General features: G+C 71.2%; 15 protein-coding genes. 7 read left to right on the plus strand and 8 right to left on the minus strand.

All coding sequences use genetic code 11. The features are described 5' to 3' along the window. Positions 1–30: 30 nt before the first annotated feature. Positions 31–1,068 carry a LacI family DNA-binding transcriptional regulator gene (locus AB0A95_RS20605; protein ID WP_357557367.1) on the plus strand — a complete coding sequence of 346 codons (1,038 nt, stop codon included), beginning with the start codon at positions 31–33 and terminating at the stop codon, positions 1,066–1,068. Positions 1,069–1,298: 230 nt separating this feature from the next. Here the strand turns inward: AB0A95_RS20605 and AB0A95_RS20610 are convergent, their stop codons facing one another. Further along, entirely contained in the window at positions 1,299–2,600 is a 1,302-nt protein-coding gene (locus AB0A95_RS20610; RefSeq protein ID WP_357557384.1) for a PHB depolymerase family esterase, read from the minus strand. 436 nt (positions 2,601–3,036) lie between these two features. Between AB0A95_RS20610 and AB0A95_RS20615 the strand changes: the two genes are divergently transcribed. Further along, a complete protein-coding gene (locus AB0A95_RS20615; protein ID WP_357557368.1) occupies positions 3,037–3,186 on the plus strand; it encodes a hypothetical protein in 150 nt (49 codons plus the stop codon). 96 nt (positions 3,187–3,282) lie between these two features. On the opposite strand, the gene AB0A95_RS20620 is transcribed toward AB0A95_RS20615, so the two are convergent. Genes AB0A95_RS20620 through AB0A95_RS20635 form a run of 4 tightly spaced genes read right to left on the minus strand, consistent with a single transcriptional unit; the run spans position 3,283 to position 5,455 of the window. Next, entirely contained in the window at positions 3,283–3,747 is a 465-nt protein-coding gene (locus AB0A95_RS20620; RefSeq protein ID WP_357557369.1) for a hypothetical protein, read from the minus strand. A 3-nt stretch (positions 3,748–3,750) separates the two neighbouring features. Then, positions 3,751–4,842, minus strand: a complete 1,092-nt coding sequence (locus tag AB0A95_RS20625; protein WP_357557370.1) for a hypothetical protein — start codon at positions 4,840–4,842, stop codon at positions 3,751–3,753. 12 nt (positions 4,843–4,854) lie between these two features. Continuing rightward, the gene (locus AB0A95_RS20630) at positions 4,855–5,151 is read right to left on the minus strand and encodes a WXG100 family type VII secretion target (RefSeq protein WP_357250008.1); all 297 of its coding nucleotides are present in this window, start codon (positions 5,149–5,151) and stop codon (positions 4,855–4,857) included. A 19-nt stretch (positions 5,152–5,170) separates the two neighbouring features. Next, a complete protein-coding gene (locus AB0A95_RS20635) occupies positions 5,171–5,455 on the minus strand; it encodes a hypothetical protein (protein ID WP_357557371.1) in 285 nt (94 codons plus the stop codon). Between the two features lie 166 nt (positions 5,456–5,621). Here AB0A95_RS20635 and AB0A95_RS20640 point away from each other — a divergent pair, with 166 nt between their 5' ends. The 4 genes from AB0A95_RS20640 to AB0A95_RS20655 all read left to right on the plus strand — a co-directional run bounded on the left by AB0A95_RS20640 (position 5,622) and on the right by AB0A95_RS20655 (position 13,232). Further along, entirely contained in the window at positions 5,622–8,171 is a 2,550-nt protein-coding gene (locus tag AB0A95_RS20640; protein ID WP_357557372.1) for a serine/threonine-protein kinase, read from the plus strand. A gap of 29 nt (positions 8,172–8,200) precedes the next feature. Further along, on the plus strand, positions 8,201–8,323 hold the full coding sequence (locus tag AB0A95_RS20645; protein WP_357557373.1) for a hypothetical protein: 123 nt from the start codon (positions 8,201–8,203) through the stop codon (positions 8,321–8,323). A 10-nt stretch (positions 8,324–8,333) separates the two neighbouring features. Further along, positions 8,334–12,605 carry an FtsK/SpoIIIE domain-containing protein gene (locus AB0A95_RS20650; protein ID WP_357557374.1) on the plus strand — a complete coding sequence of 1,424 codons (4,272 nt, stop codon included), beginning with the start codon at positions 8,334–8,336 and terminating at the stop codon, positions 12,603–12,605. Positions 12,606–12,851: 246 nt separating this feature from the next. Next, positions 12,852–13,232 (plus strand): hypothetical protein, encoded by a 381-nt coding sequence (locus AB0A95_RS20655; protein ID WP_357557385.1) that lies wholly within the window; start codon positions 12,852–12,854, stop codon positions 13,230–13,232. Positions 13,233–13,302: 70 nt separating this feature from the next. Here AB0A95_RS20655 and AB0A95_RS20660 read toward each other — a convergent pair whose 3' ends face one another. From AB0A95_RS20660 to AB0A95_RS20670, 3 genes are all read right to left on the minus strand, one after another. Continuing rightward, positions 13,303–14,628, minus strand: a complete 1,326-nt coding sequence (locus AB0A95_RS20660) for a glycoside hydrolase family 18 protein (protein WP_357557375.1) — start codon at positions 14,626–14,628, stop codon at positions 13,303–13,305. A 157-nt stretch (positions 14,629–14,785) separates the two neighbouring features. Then, positions 14,786–15,205, minus strand: coding sequence for a PPOX class F420-dependent oxidoreductase (locus AB0A95_RS20665; protein WP_357557376.1), 420 nt, complete (start codon positions 15,203–15,205; stop codon positions 14,786–14,788). A 17-nt stretch (positions 15,206–15,222) separates the two neighbouring features. Then, the gene (locus tag AB0A95_RS20670; protein ID WP_357557377.1) at positions 15,223–15,777 is read right to left on the minus strand and encodes a hypothetical protein; all 555 of its coding nucleotides are present in this window, start codon (positions 15,775–15,777) and stop codon (positions 15,223–15,225) included. Between AB0A95_RS20670 and AB0A95_RS20675 the strand changes: the two genes are divergently transcribed. Then, on the plus strand, positions 15,776–15,971 hold a 196-nt coding region (locus AB0A95_RS20675; RefSeq protein WP_357557378.1), incomplete at its 3' end, for a leucine zipper domain-containing protein. The two genes, AB0A95_RS20670 and AB0A95_RS20675, sit on opposite strands and share 2 nt — an antisense overlap.

Genomic DNA, 15,971 nt, shown 5'->3' on the forward strand with positions numbered 1-15,971 from the left:
TGAAGCTTCCAGGCAGACGAAGGAGCGACCGTGGGCGCGGAGACCGGCCGAAACGTCACCATCGCGATGATCGCGCGACTGGCCGGTGTCTCCGTGCCCACGGTCTCCCGGGTCATCAACGGACGCTCCGACGTAGCTCCGGACACCCGGGAACGCGTCGAGGCGCTGCTCAACCGGCACGGCTACCGCCGCCGGTCACCGGCCCGGCGCACTGACGCCGCGCTCATCGACCTGGTCTTCAACGACCTGGACAGCCCGTGGGCCGTGGAGATCATCCGAGGGGTGGAGGACGTCGGCCAGACCAGCGGCGTCGGCACCGTCGTGTCGGCCATCCACTGGCGCATCTCCTCGGCCAAGCAGTGGCTCGACAACATGCGTACCCGCTCGACCGAGGGCATCATCTTCGTGACCTCGATGGTGAACCCGCCGTTGCAGGCCGAACTGCGCCGCCTGCACCTGCCGGTGGTCATCATCGACCCCGCTGGGGTCGACCCGCAGGAGTCACCCACCATCGGCGCCACCAACTGGGCGGGCAGCCTGAGCGCCAACCAGTACCTGATCAGCCTGGGGCACCGCCGCATCGGCTTCATCGCCGGCCCACCGCACCTGATGTGCAGTCGGGCTCGGATGGACGGCTACCGGGCCGCGCTCGGCGCCGCCGACATCCCCCTCGACGACAGCCTCATCCGCCCCGGCAACTTCTACCACGAGGCCGGATTCAGCGCGGGCACCCAACTCCTGGCCCTGCCCGACCCGCCCACCGCCATCTTCGCCTCCAGCGACCAGATGGCACTTGGTGTCTACGAGGCGGTCCGCAAACGTGGCCTGCGGGTGCCCGACGACGTCAGCGTGGTCGGCTTCGACGACCTGCCGGAGGTCCGGTGGTGCTCCCCGCCGCTGACCACGGTGCGTCAGCCCCTGGCCGAGATGGGCATGCTTGCCGCACGGACCGTGTTGCGTCTCGCCGGCGGGGAGAGGACCGAGAGCCTCCGGGTCGAGCTCGCCACCGAGCTCATCGTCCGCGACAGTGCCGCACCACCACGGCGGCCGGCGACCTCGGGCTCGTGACGCCTCGCCCAGCCAGCCCGCAGAGCATCGCCGTCGGCCGTCGGCCGTCGGCCGAGGTGCGCCGGGTCCCGCATGCCGGCGTGATCGACTCGGGTTCACGGAAATCGCGGTGTCCGGGTACAGAGGACACCCCGAGATCATGAAGGCCGAGTCGATCACGCCGGTCTGCGCCGATCAGGCACCCCGAGCCGGGCCACGCGTGACCCAAGCCGAATGCCGCCGGTACGGACTCAGCTCCGGGTCCACCGCTGGCTGCTCGCGCCGTTACAGGTCGAGAGAACGACAGGAGTGCTGTTGGCGGTGCCAGCGGCGTTCGGGGCGAGGCACAGGCCGGACTGCACGCCGGTGATGGTGCCGTCGCTGTTGACGTTCCACTGCTGGTTGGTGCCGCCGGTGCAGTCCCAGATGATCGCCCGGGTGCCCGCCGTGGTGCCCTGGCGCTCGGCGTCCAGACACTTCGTGCCGTACACCTGGAGTTGTTTGGCGGCGGTCGGCGTCCACTGCTGGTTGGTGCCGCCGTTGCAGTCCCACAACGCGACCTGGGTGCCGTTGGTCTGCGACCGCGCCGGGACGTCGAGGCACCGGCCGGCGTTGGCGTTGCGCAGCGGTCCGGCCGTGCCACTCGGTGGCGGGGTGGTCGGATTCGGCGGCGGCGTGGTGGGGCTTGTGGTGTCGAAGCCGAGGAACCGGATGGCCTGCGCGGCGTCGAACGGGATGGAGTGGCCGTACCCCTGGAAGCTGATGGCCTCGACGGGCGCCGTGCCACCGGTGCCCCCGTACCGGGTACGGGTGGCGCTGGCCTGGGGGGAGTCGGTGTAGCTGGGGGTCTGGGACACGCCCAGGACGTTGGTCCACTGCTTGACCTGCTCGCCGAAGTTGACGTAGCTCAGCGTGGTGTCAGTGGTGCCGTGCCAGATCTGGACCCGGGGACGCTTGCCGGTGTAGCCGGGGTAGGCGTTGCGCACCAGATCACCCCACTGTTGCGGGGTCCGGACGATGCGCCCGCCGGAGCACTCGCTGTTCCACTCGGCGCCGTTGGTGGTGGCGAAGCAGCCGAACGGAACCCCGGACGAGCTGAACCCGGCGCTGAACAGGTCCGGGTAGAGGCCGACCATGACGTTCGTCATCATGGCCCCGGAGGAGAAACCACCCACGGCGATCCGGTTCGAATCGACCGGGTAGCGGCCCCGGACGTAGTCGACCATGGACTTGAGGCCGATCGGGTCACTGCCGCCGTCGCGCCGCAGTGCCTGGGGAGAGGAGACGTCCCAACACTTGCTGCTGCGGGTCACCGACGGGTAGATCACGATGAAGCCGTATCGGTCGGCGAGGGTGCTGAGCCCGAAACCGGAGTGCACGGCCGGGCCGCTGCCGGTGCAGTAGTGCAGGGCGAGCAGGAGGGCTGGCTGGGCCGCGACCCGGTCCGGCACGTACAGGTGCATCTGGAGGTTGGTCGGGTTGGTGCCGAAGTTGGTCACCTGGGTGAGCGTCGCGGCCGACGCCGGGGTGGCGGCCGTGACCACGGCCGTCATCGTCGCCAGGGCCGTCGCGAGCGCGGCGGCCAGCAGTGCGAACCTTGATCTCATCGGCGCTTCCTCTTGTGCGGGGTCGGGGGACTCGGCGGCGGCACGGAGCGCGGACGCGCGTCGTCCGCCGCGCGTCGTCGGCGGCCGCCTGTCGAGTCCTGATGCGACGCCCGGATGCCCGGCCGGACGCCTGTGACGCCGAGGCCGACCAGCGGGGGCCCTCCCGCGAGCCGCGAACACCGGTCGCCTCGACATCGACTGTGAGCGATAACATGCCGTTCGTCAAGTTGTAACGTATGACGTCAGTCGATTGGTCGGAGCCCTGTTTTTCGGTGGGGTGGGAGTGCCACAATGGCGGTGGTGCTCTGGCGGCTGACCGCTCGGGCCCGGGGGAGGGCCTTCCGCAGGAAGCGGACGGTGGGCACGAACCCGGAGGCCGTTCATGGATCTTGTGCCGCATGCTGACGCCATCTCCAGCCTGGTCGATCTGCTGGGCGCCGCACTCCAGCTGACCGCCGCGGTCGTCACCCTGCTGGCCGCCGGCACTGTGCGTCGACGCCGTGGTGGCCGGGGCGACGACGAGGACGCGTAGCGCGTCCGGAGATCCCCGAGCCGACAGTGACCTCCCGGTACGTCGATGACGGGCCGCGCGTGGGGTCGATGCCCGTCCCACGGCGCTTGCCGGTCGTCAGCCGCCGGCCCCGTCCGACGGTCGTACGACGGTCAGGTCGGGCTCGCCGCCGATCGGTTCGAGGGCGTGCACGATCCGTAGACTGCCCTCGGCCGCGGCGTCCTCGTCCGTGCGCACCAGACCACTGCTGCCACCGGTGCTGACCAGCCGCCACCTGTCGGGGTAGGGGCTTCCGTCGTCGACCACCGCCCGGACCCCGAACGCGCGGGCCAGGGTGACCGCCAGCTCCACCTCATCCTGCCCGGTGGCCTCGGCGAGCTCGGTGTCGCCGATCAGGACCCAGGCGAACTCCTCGTCGTGGTCGGGTGGCGTGAACATGGCGACCGGTCGAGGATCGTCGACGGAACGGTCCGCGATCCGTCCGACGTAGATCTGGCCCGGCGCGATGCCATAGCGGTCCTGGAGAAACTGCCGCAGCGCGGCGGCGGGGATCTCCTTCTCGAACTGGATCTGATAGACCACCACTCACTCCTGGTACTTGCTGTGATGGCGGAAGACCTCCAGCGCGCGGGCCCGGTGCGCCGGCGTGTTGTAGGGGTCCCTCGACAGCTCGGCATCGGCCGCGTCGAGGTCGCCGTCAAACTTGATGTAGGCCTTGAGCGACTCGTACTCCTGATGGTCCAACGCCTCCAGGCCGGGCCCAGACTCGGGAACCATCCTTCCGTCCTTGGGGATGTACGTACGTCCGTTGACCACGTAGCGCTGGCGGCCGGCATCCCAGGTTGCCCGACCACTGTTGATGTCGTCGATGTCCTTGGCGACGTCCGCGCTGGGTAGGACGACGGTGTTGGCCGCCTTTGTGCGGCTTCCCGGCTGGACCCTTTCCAGATTGTGGCGAGGGTGTGGAGGTAGCTGCGGCTTCTTGCCGGCGGGTCCGGCGATGCGTCCGGTGGTCGTGTTCGAGGACGTTCCGCTGTCTGGTGGTGACCTTCGTGCGGTGTTCAGTCGCGTCGAGGTCAGTGCGGCGGCCCGAACCGCCGTGGCGCACCGCGCCGCGGCCTCCTGGTAGAGGCCCTTCGCCTGAAGAGCGGAGGCCCGAGCCTCCTGGCGTTCCGCCTCGCACAGCCGGGCCGATCGGCCGATGAAGCTGGCCATCGAGTAAACCGGTTCACGCTCTCCTGACGCGTCGGACTCGGTGAGGCCCCGCCAGATCCCCGACCCGCGGGGACTCCGACGGGTCAACGCGCAAAACTGATCGAGCAGGCTGCGGTACTGGTTGTCGGCCGCCATCCCCCTCTGTAGCGCGGTGCGGGACTGCCGCTGGATCCGCTCCAACTCCTCCGCGAACGAGGAGAGGGCTCGGGTGCAGTCCAGGTAGGCGTCCGCCAGGGCCTTCGCCTCACCGGGAAGCCGCGTGAGCTCCTGCTCGACGGTCGCGGCGAAGTCGCCCCGTAGGGCCAACGCGCCACTGCCTGCCGCGATGGAGCGTAGTCGCGTGCCGTGCCCGTCGACCTCCCCGCCCCGGCGTCGGAAATCGGCCGCCATCGCATGGATCGAGGCCGGCTCACCGGGGGTCGGATCGCCGTCGTAGATGTCGAGGACCTGCCACTGCGTCATGTTGGCCGGTGCTCAGCCGTTGATGCCCCCGGCCAGCCTGGCATCCAGATCCTGGTGCTCGCGCACGACGCCGACCAGGAACGTGGACATCCCCTCCAGCCCGCCGATCATGTTCTGCGCCCCGGTGGTCCACTGCTGGTAGGAGTCCTGGAAGCGACCCGAGGCCAGTTGGGTGCGGAACTCGCTGTTGACCAGTTGGTCGATCATCGACTTCAGGGCGTTCAACTTCTGGGTCATCTCCTCCTGCCCGGTGGTCAAGGTGCGGGCCGCCGACTGGAGGCCCTCGTAACCGACGCTGACGTCACTCATCGCTCTTCCCCTTTGCTGGTCAATGTGTCGGTCGCTCGTTGGCCAGTGCGCTGTCCAGTTCAGCGTGGCCGGTGACCACGTCGTCGAGCCGGCCCGCGACGGCTGCCACCGCGGCCACGAGTGTGGTCTGGTGCTGGATCGCGGCCTGGGTGAAGTCGCGGAGTGCCAGGTCGACGTCGCGTGAGCCGCTCGCGGACAGTTGGCCGGCCTGCTGTCGGGCCGACTCCAGCTCGGAGCGCACACCCGTCAGCTGCTGCACGGCCTGAAGGACAGCGTCCCTGTCGAAGCCGAACCCGGTCGCCATCGCCCCGCCCCCCTGAAAGCCACGCCGTCCTCGGTCGAACCCGGCCCCATCGCCCGCGCACCAGGCACGAGACGTAGATCCACTCCTATGTGGACGGACACCGCCGCACGATCGTCCGGAGTATGGTTCGCACCGACTGTAATGCCCGATGGCAAGGAGCGCGAAGGTGCCGAAACCCCAGTCGCCGCACCAGCTCATCGCGGGGCGCTACCGGTTGGAGAGTGTCCTCGGCCGGGGTGGCATGGGGGTGGTCTGGCGGGCGACCGACGAGCTGATGGGTCGCACCGTCGCCGTCAAGGAGGTCCGCGTCCCCCTCGGGCTTCCGACCGAGGAGCGTCAGCGGTTCGGTGAGCGGGCGCTGCGCGAGGCCCGCAGCGCGGGGCGCATCAACCATCCGGCGGTCGTGGCGATCCACGACGTGGTGCCGGTCACCGGTGACGACGAGGCCGTCTACATCGTGACGGAGCTGGTGGACGCCCCGACGCTTGCCGATCTCCTCGACCGGGAGGGGGCGTTGTCACCGGAACGGGTGGCGGCCATCGCCGTACGTGTGCTGGGCGCACTGGCCGCCGCGCACGCGGTCGGCGTGGTGCACCGTGACGTCAAGCCCGGCAACATCATGGTGCTCCCGGGTGACGAGGTGAAGCTGCTCGACTTCGGCATCGCACACGTGGCGGGGGACACCCGCCTCACCCGCCAGGGGATGATGGGGTCGACAGGTTACCTCGCGCCCGAGCTGTTCCACGGCAACGACCCCACGCCGGCGGCAGACCTGTGGTCGGTGGGTGTGACTCTCGCCCAGGCCGTCACCGGCGACCTTCCGTTCGCGGGGGCCTCCACGGCGGCGACCCTGCACGCTGTCCTCTACGACGACCTTCCGGCCATCCGCTGTGGCGAGCCGCTGGCCACGGTGATCGCCGGTCTGCTCACCCGCGACGTGGCCCAACGGCTCACCGTCGAGCAGGCCCGCGACCTTCTTGACGCCCCGGTCGGCGCGAGCGCGCCCGGCCGGCGCGACAGTCCCGCCGTCGCAGCCGGGGAGCACGACCAACCGGGCCCTGCCCGCCTCGCCTCCGAGGGCGAATCCTGGGAGCGGCATGCCACCACCGTGCAGCCGGCCGGGCCCACGCCTCCCCGGCAACGCACGGTCCCGGTCGCCCCGGACACGCCATCGGCCGAGCAGCCCGCAGTCAACTTCCTCGCCGAGGTGCCGAGGAAGACCGTCATCGTCAACATCGCCACCCGGTTCGCCGTCGTGGGCCTCGTCCTGTGGGTCGCCGGCCTGCTCGCCAGCCTGCTGCTGATGGCCGGCCGACCCGACTGGACGCTGTTTCCCGCGATCCTCCTACCGCTGCTGGCAGGGGCCGGGCTGGTGGTGAGCATCGTCAGCCCGCCGCACGGCTGGGTCCAGCTCACCAACCGTGCGATGCGGATGCACTTCCGCCGGGGGCAACCGACGCACCTGCTCTGGGAGCACGTCGCCGCCATCACAGTGGGGCCAGGCGCCGGGAGGTCGGCCACGCGCGCCAGGCTCGGCATCGAGCTGTCGACGGATGCGCCGGCGGACACGATCAACCGCTGGAAAGCCCGCGGGGTGCTGCGCGAGCACAACGACAGTGGGCCGGTCTGGATCGTCGGCGACCTCGATGCCCAGCCTTCGGTCCTGGTGGACGAACTGCGTGCCACCGCTCCCGGTCAGGTCCGGATCGTCGGTCCGACCGACGAGATGCCGGGCGGGTCCACCCGAGCCTTCCTGCCGCTCGGCCGTCGGTGGCCGATTCCGGTGTTGTCCGCTGCGCTGTTGGTCATCCTCGTCGTGGCCGGCCACGTCTTCGTGCGGCAGAGTCGATCGGCGATGGTGGAGCTCGACGGCGACCGGGTCAGCACGCTGGCGTTCAGCCCGGACGGCACCACACTCGTCAGCGCCGAGGACGAGACATCGAGCATCACCTTCTGGAATGTCGCCGACCGTACGGCGATGGCCACAGTGCCCGCGCACACCAGGGGCATCGAGGTGCTCAGGTTCAGCCCGGACGGAAAGACGCTCGCCAGCGGCGGGCACGACGGCGTGGTCAAACTCTGGGACGTCGCCAGCCGGCAGCACACGGCCGACCTCAAGTTCGGCGACTTCGGCAGCGTCGACTACGTGGTCTTCTCGCCACAGGGTGACAGCATCGCCGTCCTCGGTGGGCTGCGGGTGATGATGTGGCGACTCTCGTCCACGAACGCACGCGTCGATCTTCCCATCGACCCGGAGCCCGAGCCGATCGACTTCGACGAGTTGCGCTTCGACCGGGACGGGAAACTGCTCGTCGCCTTCAACTACCGGGGCGGCCTGCGGGCCTGGGAAACCGCGGGCGGTCGCCAGACCTCCCGGGCGGACGGACCCTTCACGCCGTGGGCGCAGACCACGTCCGACTCGAAGGTGTTGCTCCGCACACCGGGCTCCAACCAGGTCGTGACCACCCTGGTCGGTGACTCGAGTGGCACGTTCGGTTCCACCGCCTTCGGCCCGGGAGACCTGTTCGTGGCTGCCTCCGTGGGCGACATCCGGATCTGGCACACCACGACCGGCCGCACCGCGCACCTGTACAAGCCACGAGTCGTCCCCAGCCAGGGGGTGCCGGAGTCGGTGGTGGCAATCAGCTCCGCCGGCACCGTCGCACTCGGCGGCTACTCCGGGCTGTGGCTGTGGACGTACGACTCGGGCCGCTGAGCCTGACGTCGGCGCCTGCCGCACCGGCTGTGACACGTCGCTCCACCGGCCCCGACCTGGCATCCGACGTGGTGGCGCTGAGCCCCGCCGGCGCTGCCGCACTGGGCGGGGACGAGGGGCTGCAACTGTGGACGTACGGCTCGGACAGGTGAGGGCACAGTCATGATCCTGCGGTTGACCGTGTGGGATCCCGGCACCGGGAGCGCGCACGACGTCGAGGTGATCGCCGCGCCCAGCAGCAGCGTGCGGTCTGTGCTCGCGGCGCTGCCCGCCCCCGTGGCTGGCCGTCGCTGCTTCGTCGGGGCCGTCGCGTTGGACCCGGCCGCGAGCCTGGGCGACAGTCCGTTGCTCCGCGGCTCGGTGATCAGCGTGGGCGGGCCCGGGCCGGTCGGTCGCCTGGCCACGGCTGGCGCGGTGGGTGTGCTGGAGGTGGTGGACGGCCCGGACGCCGGCCTGGCGGTCGCGCTGCGCGCCGGGGCCCACCCGATAGCTCGTCGTTCCGCGGCGGCGCTGCCCCTGCGGGACACGGACGTCTCCCGGGACACGCACGCGCTGCTGGACGTGGCACCGGACGGCACGGCCACGGTCACCGACGGCGGATCGAGCAACGGCACGTACGTCGACGGCGTGCGGATCGCCGAACGGACCGCCGTCTCGCCGACCACGGTGCTCCAGATCGGCGGGAACGAGCTGCGGTGGACCCCGGTGCCGGCCGGGGCGCGACGGCTCGTCCGAGCCCCGGACTGTCGACTCGACTTCGACCGCGCCTTCGGCCGAGCCCCGGTGGTCCCCACTGCCGAAGTGACCCTGCCGTTCCAGCCGAGCGTGACCAGGGGTCCCGTGGCCGCCGCCTACCTGTTGGGTGCCGCGGGCTCGGTGGGGGCCGCTCTGCTCACCCAGTCGCCCCTCCTGTTGCTCGGCGCGGCGGTCTCCATCGGGGGGTTGCTGCTGCACCAGTCCGCACAGAAGAAGCAGGATGCCGAGCGCGAGGCCGAGTTCACCGCGGCGCGCAAGGCCGTCGAGGCGACGATCGCCACCCAGGTCACCGCCGAGCAGCAGGCCCGCCGGTCGCTCGCACCGAGCCGGGCCGAGATCATCGACATCGCCCGGGGGGCCCGCACCGATCTGTGGACGCGTCGGGCGGACGCCCCGCACGCGCTGGCGCTGCGCGTCGGCGTCGCCGACGAGCCAGCATCGGTCACGGTACGCGGTGAGCCCTGGCCGGACTTCCAGCCCCCGAAGCTGTCAGCCGTGCCGGTCACCGTGGACCTGCGTACCGTCGGTGTGCTCGGTGTGACAGGTGACGACGAGCCGGTGCACGCCGTCCTGCGGTGGCTGCTGATCCAGTTGGCCACGGTGCGCGGCCCCGACGACCTGCGGATGGTGCTGCTCAGCGCCGACCCGGTGGGCCGCCTGGCCTGGGCGCGCTGGCTGCCGCACGTCGACGCGGGCGAGACGGCGTCGTTCCCCTGCCGGATCGGCAACACCACCACGACCCGGGCCGACCGGGTTCGGGAGCTGCGTACCCTCATCGCGTCGCGGCGTGCCGAACGCGGCCCGCAGCAGTTCGAGGACGTGGTCGTCGTCCTCGACGGCGCGTTGGCGCTGCGGGACCTGTCCGGCATGGACGAGGTGCTGCGCGACGGGCCGGCGGTCGGGGTGTACCTGATCTGCGCCGACCGGCACAGCATGAACGAGTGCCGGGGTCTGGTCGAGACGGCGGGCGACTCGGCACAGCTCACCCGCAGTCCGGACGGTCCGGCGTCGACGGTCTGGGTCGACCGGCTCGACGCGACGACCGCCGAGCGGCTGGCGCGGGCGCTGGCGCCGATGCGCGACCGAGCGACGCTCGGCGCGGCGCAGAACGCCATCCCGGGAGCGGTCCGCCTGCTCGACCTCCTGGACCTCGGCACGCCCGGCGGCGACGACGTACGCGCGCTCTGGGAGCGGGAGCGGGGCCCACGGACCCGCGTCGTGCTCGGCGCGGACGCCACCGGCCCGGTGTACGTCGATCTCGCCGGCCAGGGACCGCACACCATGTTGGGCGGTGCGACCGGCGCCGGTAAGAGCATCCTGCTCCAGACTCTTGTCACGTCGTTGCTGCTGGCCAATCGACCGGACGAGCTCAACCTGGTGCTCGTCGACTTCAAGGGCGGCAGCGCCTTCCTGCCCTTCGAACGCTGCCCGCACGTTGTCGCGCTCATCCGCTCCACCGGTGAGACCGCCGCAGACGTGTTCGACGACGCGGCGGCGGCCCGGGTGCTCGCCTCGATCCGGGCGGAGGTGAGCCGCCGGGAGTCCCTGCTGGCCCGTTACGACGGGGAGATCGACAGGTACTGGCAGAGACGCCTGGCGGGGGCCGACCTGCCGCCGCTGCCCCGCCTGGTGATGATCTTCGACGAGTTCGGCCGCGTGCTGGACGCCGCACCCGACTTCGTCAAGGAGCTGGTCAACGTCGCGGCGAAGGGGCGGTCGCTGGGCATGCACCTCGTGCTGGCCACGCAGTCGTTGCAGGGCAAGCTCTCGCCCGAGTTGAAGAACAACGTGTCGCTGCGGATCAGCCTTCGGCAGAACGAGCCCGCCGACAGCACCGAGGTGCTCGGGGTCCCCGACGCCGCCACCATCCCGGGTGCCCTGCGGGGCCGCGGCATGATCCTGTGTACCACCGCGGAGACCCGGATCCCGCAACCGTTCCAATCCGGTTACCTCGGCGATCCTCCGCCGGCGGGTGGAGCCGCCCCGGCCGTCGTCCGCGTCCTGGGCCCGACGGACCTCGGCACCCCCCGACCCACCGCATCGGCCCCGGTCGGAGCGGGGCCCACCGACCAGGACCGTGTCATCGCCGCGATCGAGGACGCCGCGGCCCGCTGCGGGCTGTCGGCGCCCTTCCGGCCGATTCTGCCCCCGCTGCCGGCCACCCTGACCGCGGACGAGCTGCCGGCCCGGTGGACCGCCGCCGCGCCGGAGACCGCCGTACCCTTCGGTCTGGCCGACGACCCGACCCGGCAGGCACAGCCGGCGGACTTCCTCGACCTCGCCGGAGTCGACCGACTGCTCGTCGCCGGCGGCCCGCAGTCCGGTCGGACGACGTTCGCCCGCACCCTGATCAGCGGCCTGGCCGCCCGCTTCCGACCCGACCAGGCCCACCTGTACGTGGTGGAACGGCACCCGGCCGGCCTGGCCGAGTACGCGGCGTTGCCGCACTGCGGCGGGGTCTTCTCGGCAGCGGAGCCGGACCGGATCCGCCGCCTGGTCACCTGGCTGGACCAGGAGGTCCAACGCCGCGCCACGAGGGTGCCTCCGCCGGACGGCCCCCGACCGCACATCGTGGTCGTTGTCGACGGGTGGGAGCACTTCGAGGATCACGGCGACCCCGCCTTCGTCGAGACGACACTGCTCGCCACCCTGCGCGGCGTCATCACCGCGGGCCCCCCACTCGGCGTGCACGTCGTGCCGCTCGGCGGCCAGGACATGCTCAACCACCGGTTGCCGACCCTCTACAACCGGCGACTGCTCCTGCCGTTTCCCAAGGAGGAGACCCGCCGGATGCAGTTGCAGACCGGCATGGCCAGCCCGCCCGTCCTGCCGGGGCGGGCCATCGACGCCGGCAGCGGCCGGCATGTGCAGGTGGCCCTACCGACGAGGTCTCCCGCTGCCGTCGAGCCGCCGGACGTGCCCGCCCACCGACTGCCGCGGACGTTTCCCGCCCTGCCCGCGCGCATCGACCTGGCCGCCCTCGAATCGAGCGCCGACACCGAGGCGGCGGACGGGCCGCCGTCCACCTGGATACCGCTGGGCATCGGTGGGCCCGAGCACACCACCGTCGGCATCGACCTGTTCCAGGCCGACTCGCACCTGATGCTGATCTCCGGTGCCGGCGGGACGGGCCGTACCAATGCGGCGGCCACAGTGGTGCGCGCGCTGCGGCGGCGGGGGATCGGCGTACTCGCTGTGGCCTCGCCCCAGTCCCCGTTGCCGAAGCTGCTCCCGGACGACGCCGGGCTTCGGGTGCTCGCCGGTGTCACGTTCCGGGACGGTGACCTGCGCGAGGCCGCCGCCTCGTTGGGCGACGGGCCGTACGCGGTGGTCGTCGACGACGTCGACCGGATCACCGTGCTCCCCACCGAGCAGGGCTTCGCGAGCAGCCCCACGCTGCTCGACGACATCACCAGCCCCGCGGCTCGCGGGCAGCGTGCCCTGGTCGTCACCGCCGACGCCGCGCCGCTGCTGACCGGGTTTCCCAGCCCGCTGACCCGCCTGGTCAACGCGGTCATGATGACGGGGGCACGTCTCGTGCTGGTGCCGGGCAACCGGTCGGCGGCGGTGGCCCACAACATCACCCTGGAACCCGACCAGTACCTCACCGGCCCGGCGGGGCGGGGCTATCTCTCCGCCGGCCGTGCGCTGGTGCTGATGCAGGTGGCCACGCCGTAGGACCGGCGAGGGCCACCGCAACCCAGCACCGGTGGTACCCCGTGCCGCACAGAGCCGGCAAGGTCCACTCGACTTTCGGAAAGCCGGGGTGTCCAAGGGCCGCCGACACCCCGACTTCCAGGAAGGCGAGTGGATCATGTTCGGTGAATCGACGGTGTTGACTACACGGCGTGCCGGTTCGGACGCGGACTGGCAGGATGGTGGCACGTACCTGAAGTCGTCTGGGGAGGCGGACACGTGCCTGAGATGATCACGCTCTCGGTCCATCCGGATCTGCCGTCCGCCGATGCCCGGCGCTCTCTGGCGTCCTGGCTGCGCGCCGAGGACCGGCTGCGCGACGGGGTGACCGCGACGCCGGCTGATGCGACGCCGGCTGATGCGACGCCGGCCGACGGCATGGGCCCGCTGACGGTGGCGGTCGACGACGCCGGCGCCGCGATGGTGCTGGTGCAGGCGATCGCCGGCTGGCTCATCCACCGCCGTGAGGACGTGACGGTGCGGCTCGCCCGGCCCGACGGGTGGACGGCGGATGTGGACGTCCGCCAGGCGAGGGACATGGACCAGGTGACAGCGCTCATCGAGGCGGCGGTGCGCGCGGTCACCCCCGAAACGGAGCGGCTCCGTTGATCAGGTGAGGAGAAGCAGGTCGGGACACCTGTCTCTCCTCACCTGATCGTCGGAGCCGGGTGGTGTGCGCCTACCAGGTGGTGAGGCCCAGGCCGATGGTCTTGGTCAGCGTGGCGTTGTCGTCGTCGCCGTCGAGCGACCAGATCATCGCGCCGGCCAGGCCGGCACGGCGGATGTAGAGCATCTTCTGCAACACGACCGCCGGATCGTCGTACGTCCAGAACGTCGTACCGTCGAACAGCCAGGCGTGCCCGGCGCGCAGGTCGCGGTGCACTGTGTAGCCGTTGCCGGCCAGGGTCCTGAGCAGCTTGTAGTCCTCGTAGCCGGCCTCGAACGTCGCCGGCGCGGGCCCGGCGGCCGGCTGGAAGAGGCCGTTGCCGCCGCCGGTGACGCCGGTCCAGCCGCGACCGTAGTACGGGATGCCGAGGACGAGCTTGTCCCGTGGCGCGCCACGGGCGATCCAGCCGTCGATGGCCACCTCGGCGGAGAAGTCCGGGTTGTCCGGCGAGCCCGCCGGTCCGCGCAGCGCCGACTGCTGGTTGGTCACCGCGTCCCAGCCGCCGTGGAAGTCGTACCCCTGCACCGTCGCGAAGTCCAGGTACGTGAAGATCTTGCGGCCCTCGTAGCCGGCGTCCATGGTGGCCGGGTTGGCCGGTAGGAAGGCGGTCAGCGGGTGGTGTGCCCGGGGCGTGCGTCCGTACGCGTCGAGCTGCCGACGGAACTCGGCGAGCAGCTTGGTGAAGTTCTCCCGGTCCTCCGGGCGGATGACGTTGCCGGGCTCACCCTCCCAGTTGGGCCACTCCCAGTCGAGGTCGACGCCGTCGAAGACGCCGGCGGCGGCGCCCGGGGCGCCCGGCAGGTTGCCCTTCAGGTAGAGGTCGACGCAGGACGCGACGAACGCCCTGCGGGAGGCCTCGGTGCGGGCGGCGTTGGAGAAGTACGTCGACCAGCTCCAGCCGCCCAGCGAGATCAGCACCTTGAGCTTGGGGTGCTTGGCCTTCAGCTTGGCGAGCTGCCCGAAGTTGCCGTTGAGCGCCTGGCCGGGTGCGTCCGCGACGCCGTCGACGCTCTCCTCCGCCGGGACGGGTCGCTGGTAGTCGGCCCAGGCGTCGCCCTCGCCCGGCCCGCCGTCGAGGTAGCAGCGGCCGTCCTCGCTGACGTTGCCGAAGGCGTAGTTGACGTGGGTGAGGCGGCTCGCCGCCCCGGAGGTGTCGAGCTTCTTGACCGGGAAGGCGCGGCCGTAGATGCCCCACTGGGTGAAGTACCCGACCCGGTGGTAACCGACGCGGCGCTGCTGGTGGTCGCCGGCGCTGGCGGCGGTGGGCGGGGTGGCCGTGAGCAGCAGGGTCGCCAGGGCGACGACGGCGGTGAGACGGCGGTGGCGGAACTGTCGCATCGGCACGCTCCCAGGACGGGTGGAGCACGATTAGTAAAGACACTTATCTGATTGATGAAGTTAAGCCGACCGCCGTCCTCGGTCAAGAGCCGGGCCGGGTGCCACACGTCGCCGTCGGCACCCGGACCACCGCCACCCGCACGCCCCCGGCTGGGCGTCAGCCGACCTGGTCGTTGTCCTTCATCGACCCCCAGCCGTGCCACCTGTCGATCTCGATCAGGGCGCTGACCCGGGCGCGTTCCCGCCGCGGGTACGCGTTGCCCGTGTAGTGCTGGGACAACCTGTCGATGTCCGCCAGGTCCTCGTCGGCGCGCAACTCGGCGACGTGCCCGACGATGCTGACGTGGGTGTACCAGCCGGCCTCGTCGAGCACGGTCAGGGACACCCGGGGGTCGTTGCGGATGTGGTCCAACCGGCGGCGGCTCTCGTCCAGGTTCACCAGGATCCGGCCGTCCTCCCACAGGTACCAGGTCGCCGCGGACACCGGCTGACCACCGTTGCGAAGCGTGGTCATGACTGCCGGGTTGGGCTTGCGAAGCATGGTGATCGCGGCCTCGGGAAGCGGTGGCTTGGACATGCAGTCTCCTCGTCGCGTCAGCGTTTATCCCTGCACGTTACGCACCCGTGGGCCCGAGCACGCGCGGACCGGCAGGTACATCGCAGGGAGTACGACCTCGCCCTCGCGCTGGCCAGCGCCGCCGCCATCACGATCGCGACATCGGTGGCGGCCGAGCCGGCCAGCGCGACGTCGGCCGTCGCCGCGTACGCGCTCGGGGCGGTGATGGGCGCCCTGCTCGCACTCGCCTCGTCGCCGGCACGGCGGTCCGGCACCGGGAGCTGTTCGCCCAGGAGTTCACCGCCCGGCTCGCCGCCGAGCGTGAGCAGCAGGAGCGCGAGTCGACGCGGCAGGTCCTGGAGGAACGCCCGCGGATCGCCCGGGAGCTGCCCGCCGCGGCGCTCACCCGAGCGGTTGGCCCCGTTGACGGCCCGCGAGCGGGAGGTGCTGGCCTCGGCACTCGCTAGGTGTGCTGTCCAGGGAGGTTGGTCGAGGTTGTGTGACGACACGATCTGATGTCGTAGGTAGGTGAAGGCCTCCGGTTGTGGAGTGGAGCTGTCTAGGAACCGCTCCGGCAACCAGGAGGCCTTCATGCTCCACCGTAATGCTGCTCTGACTCCACGCGCACGTCTGCGCCTGGCGCGTTTGGTCGTCGACGAGGGCTGGCCGGTCGCCCAGGCGGCACGGCGTTGTGACGTCTCCTGGCGCACCGCGAAACGCTGGACAGATCGCTACCGTGAGCAGGGCGCTGACGGTATGCAGGACCGCTCGTCACGCCCACACCACA

The sequence above is a fragment of the Micromonospora sp. NPDC049230 genome (assembly GCF_040647875.1).
GTDB lineage: Bacteria > Actinomycetota > Actinomycetes > Mycobacteriales > Micromonosporaceae > Micromonospora.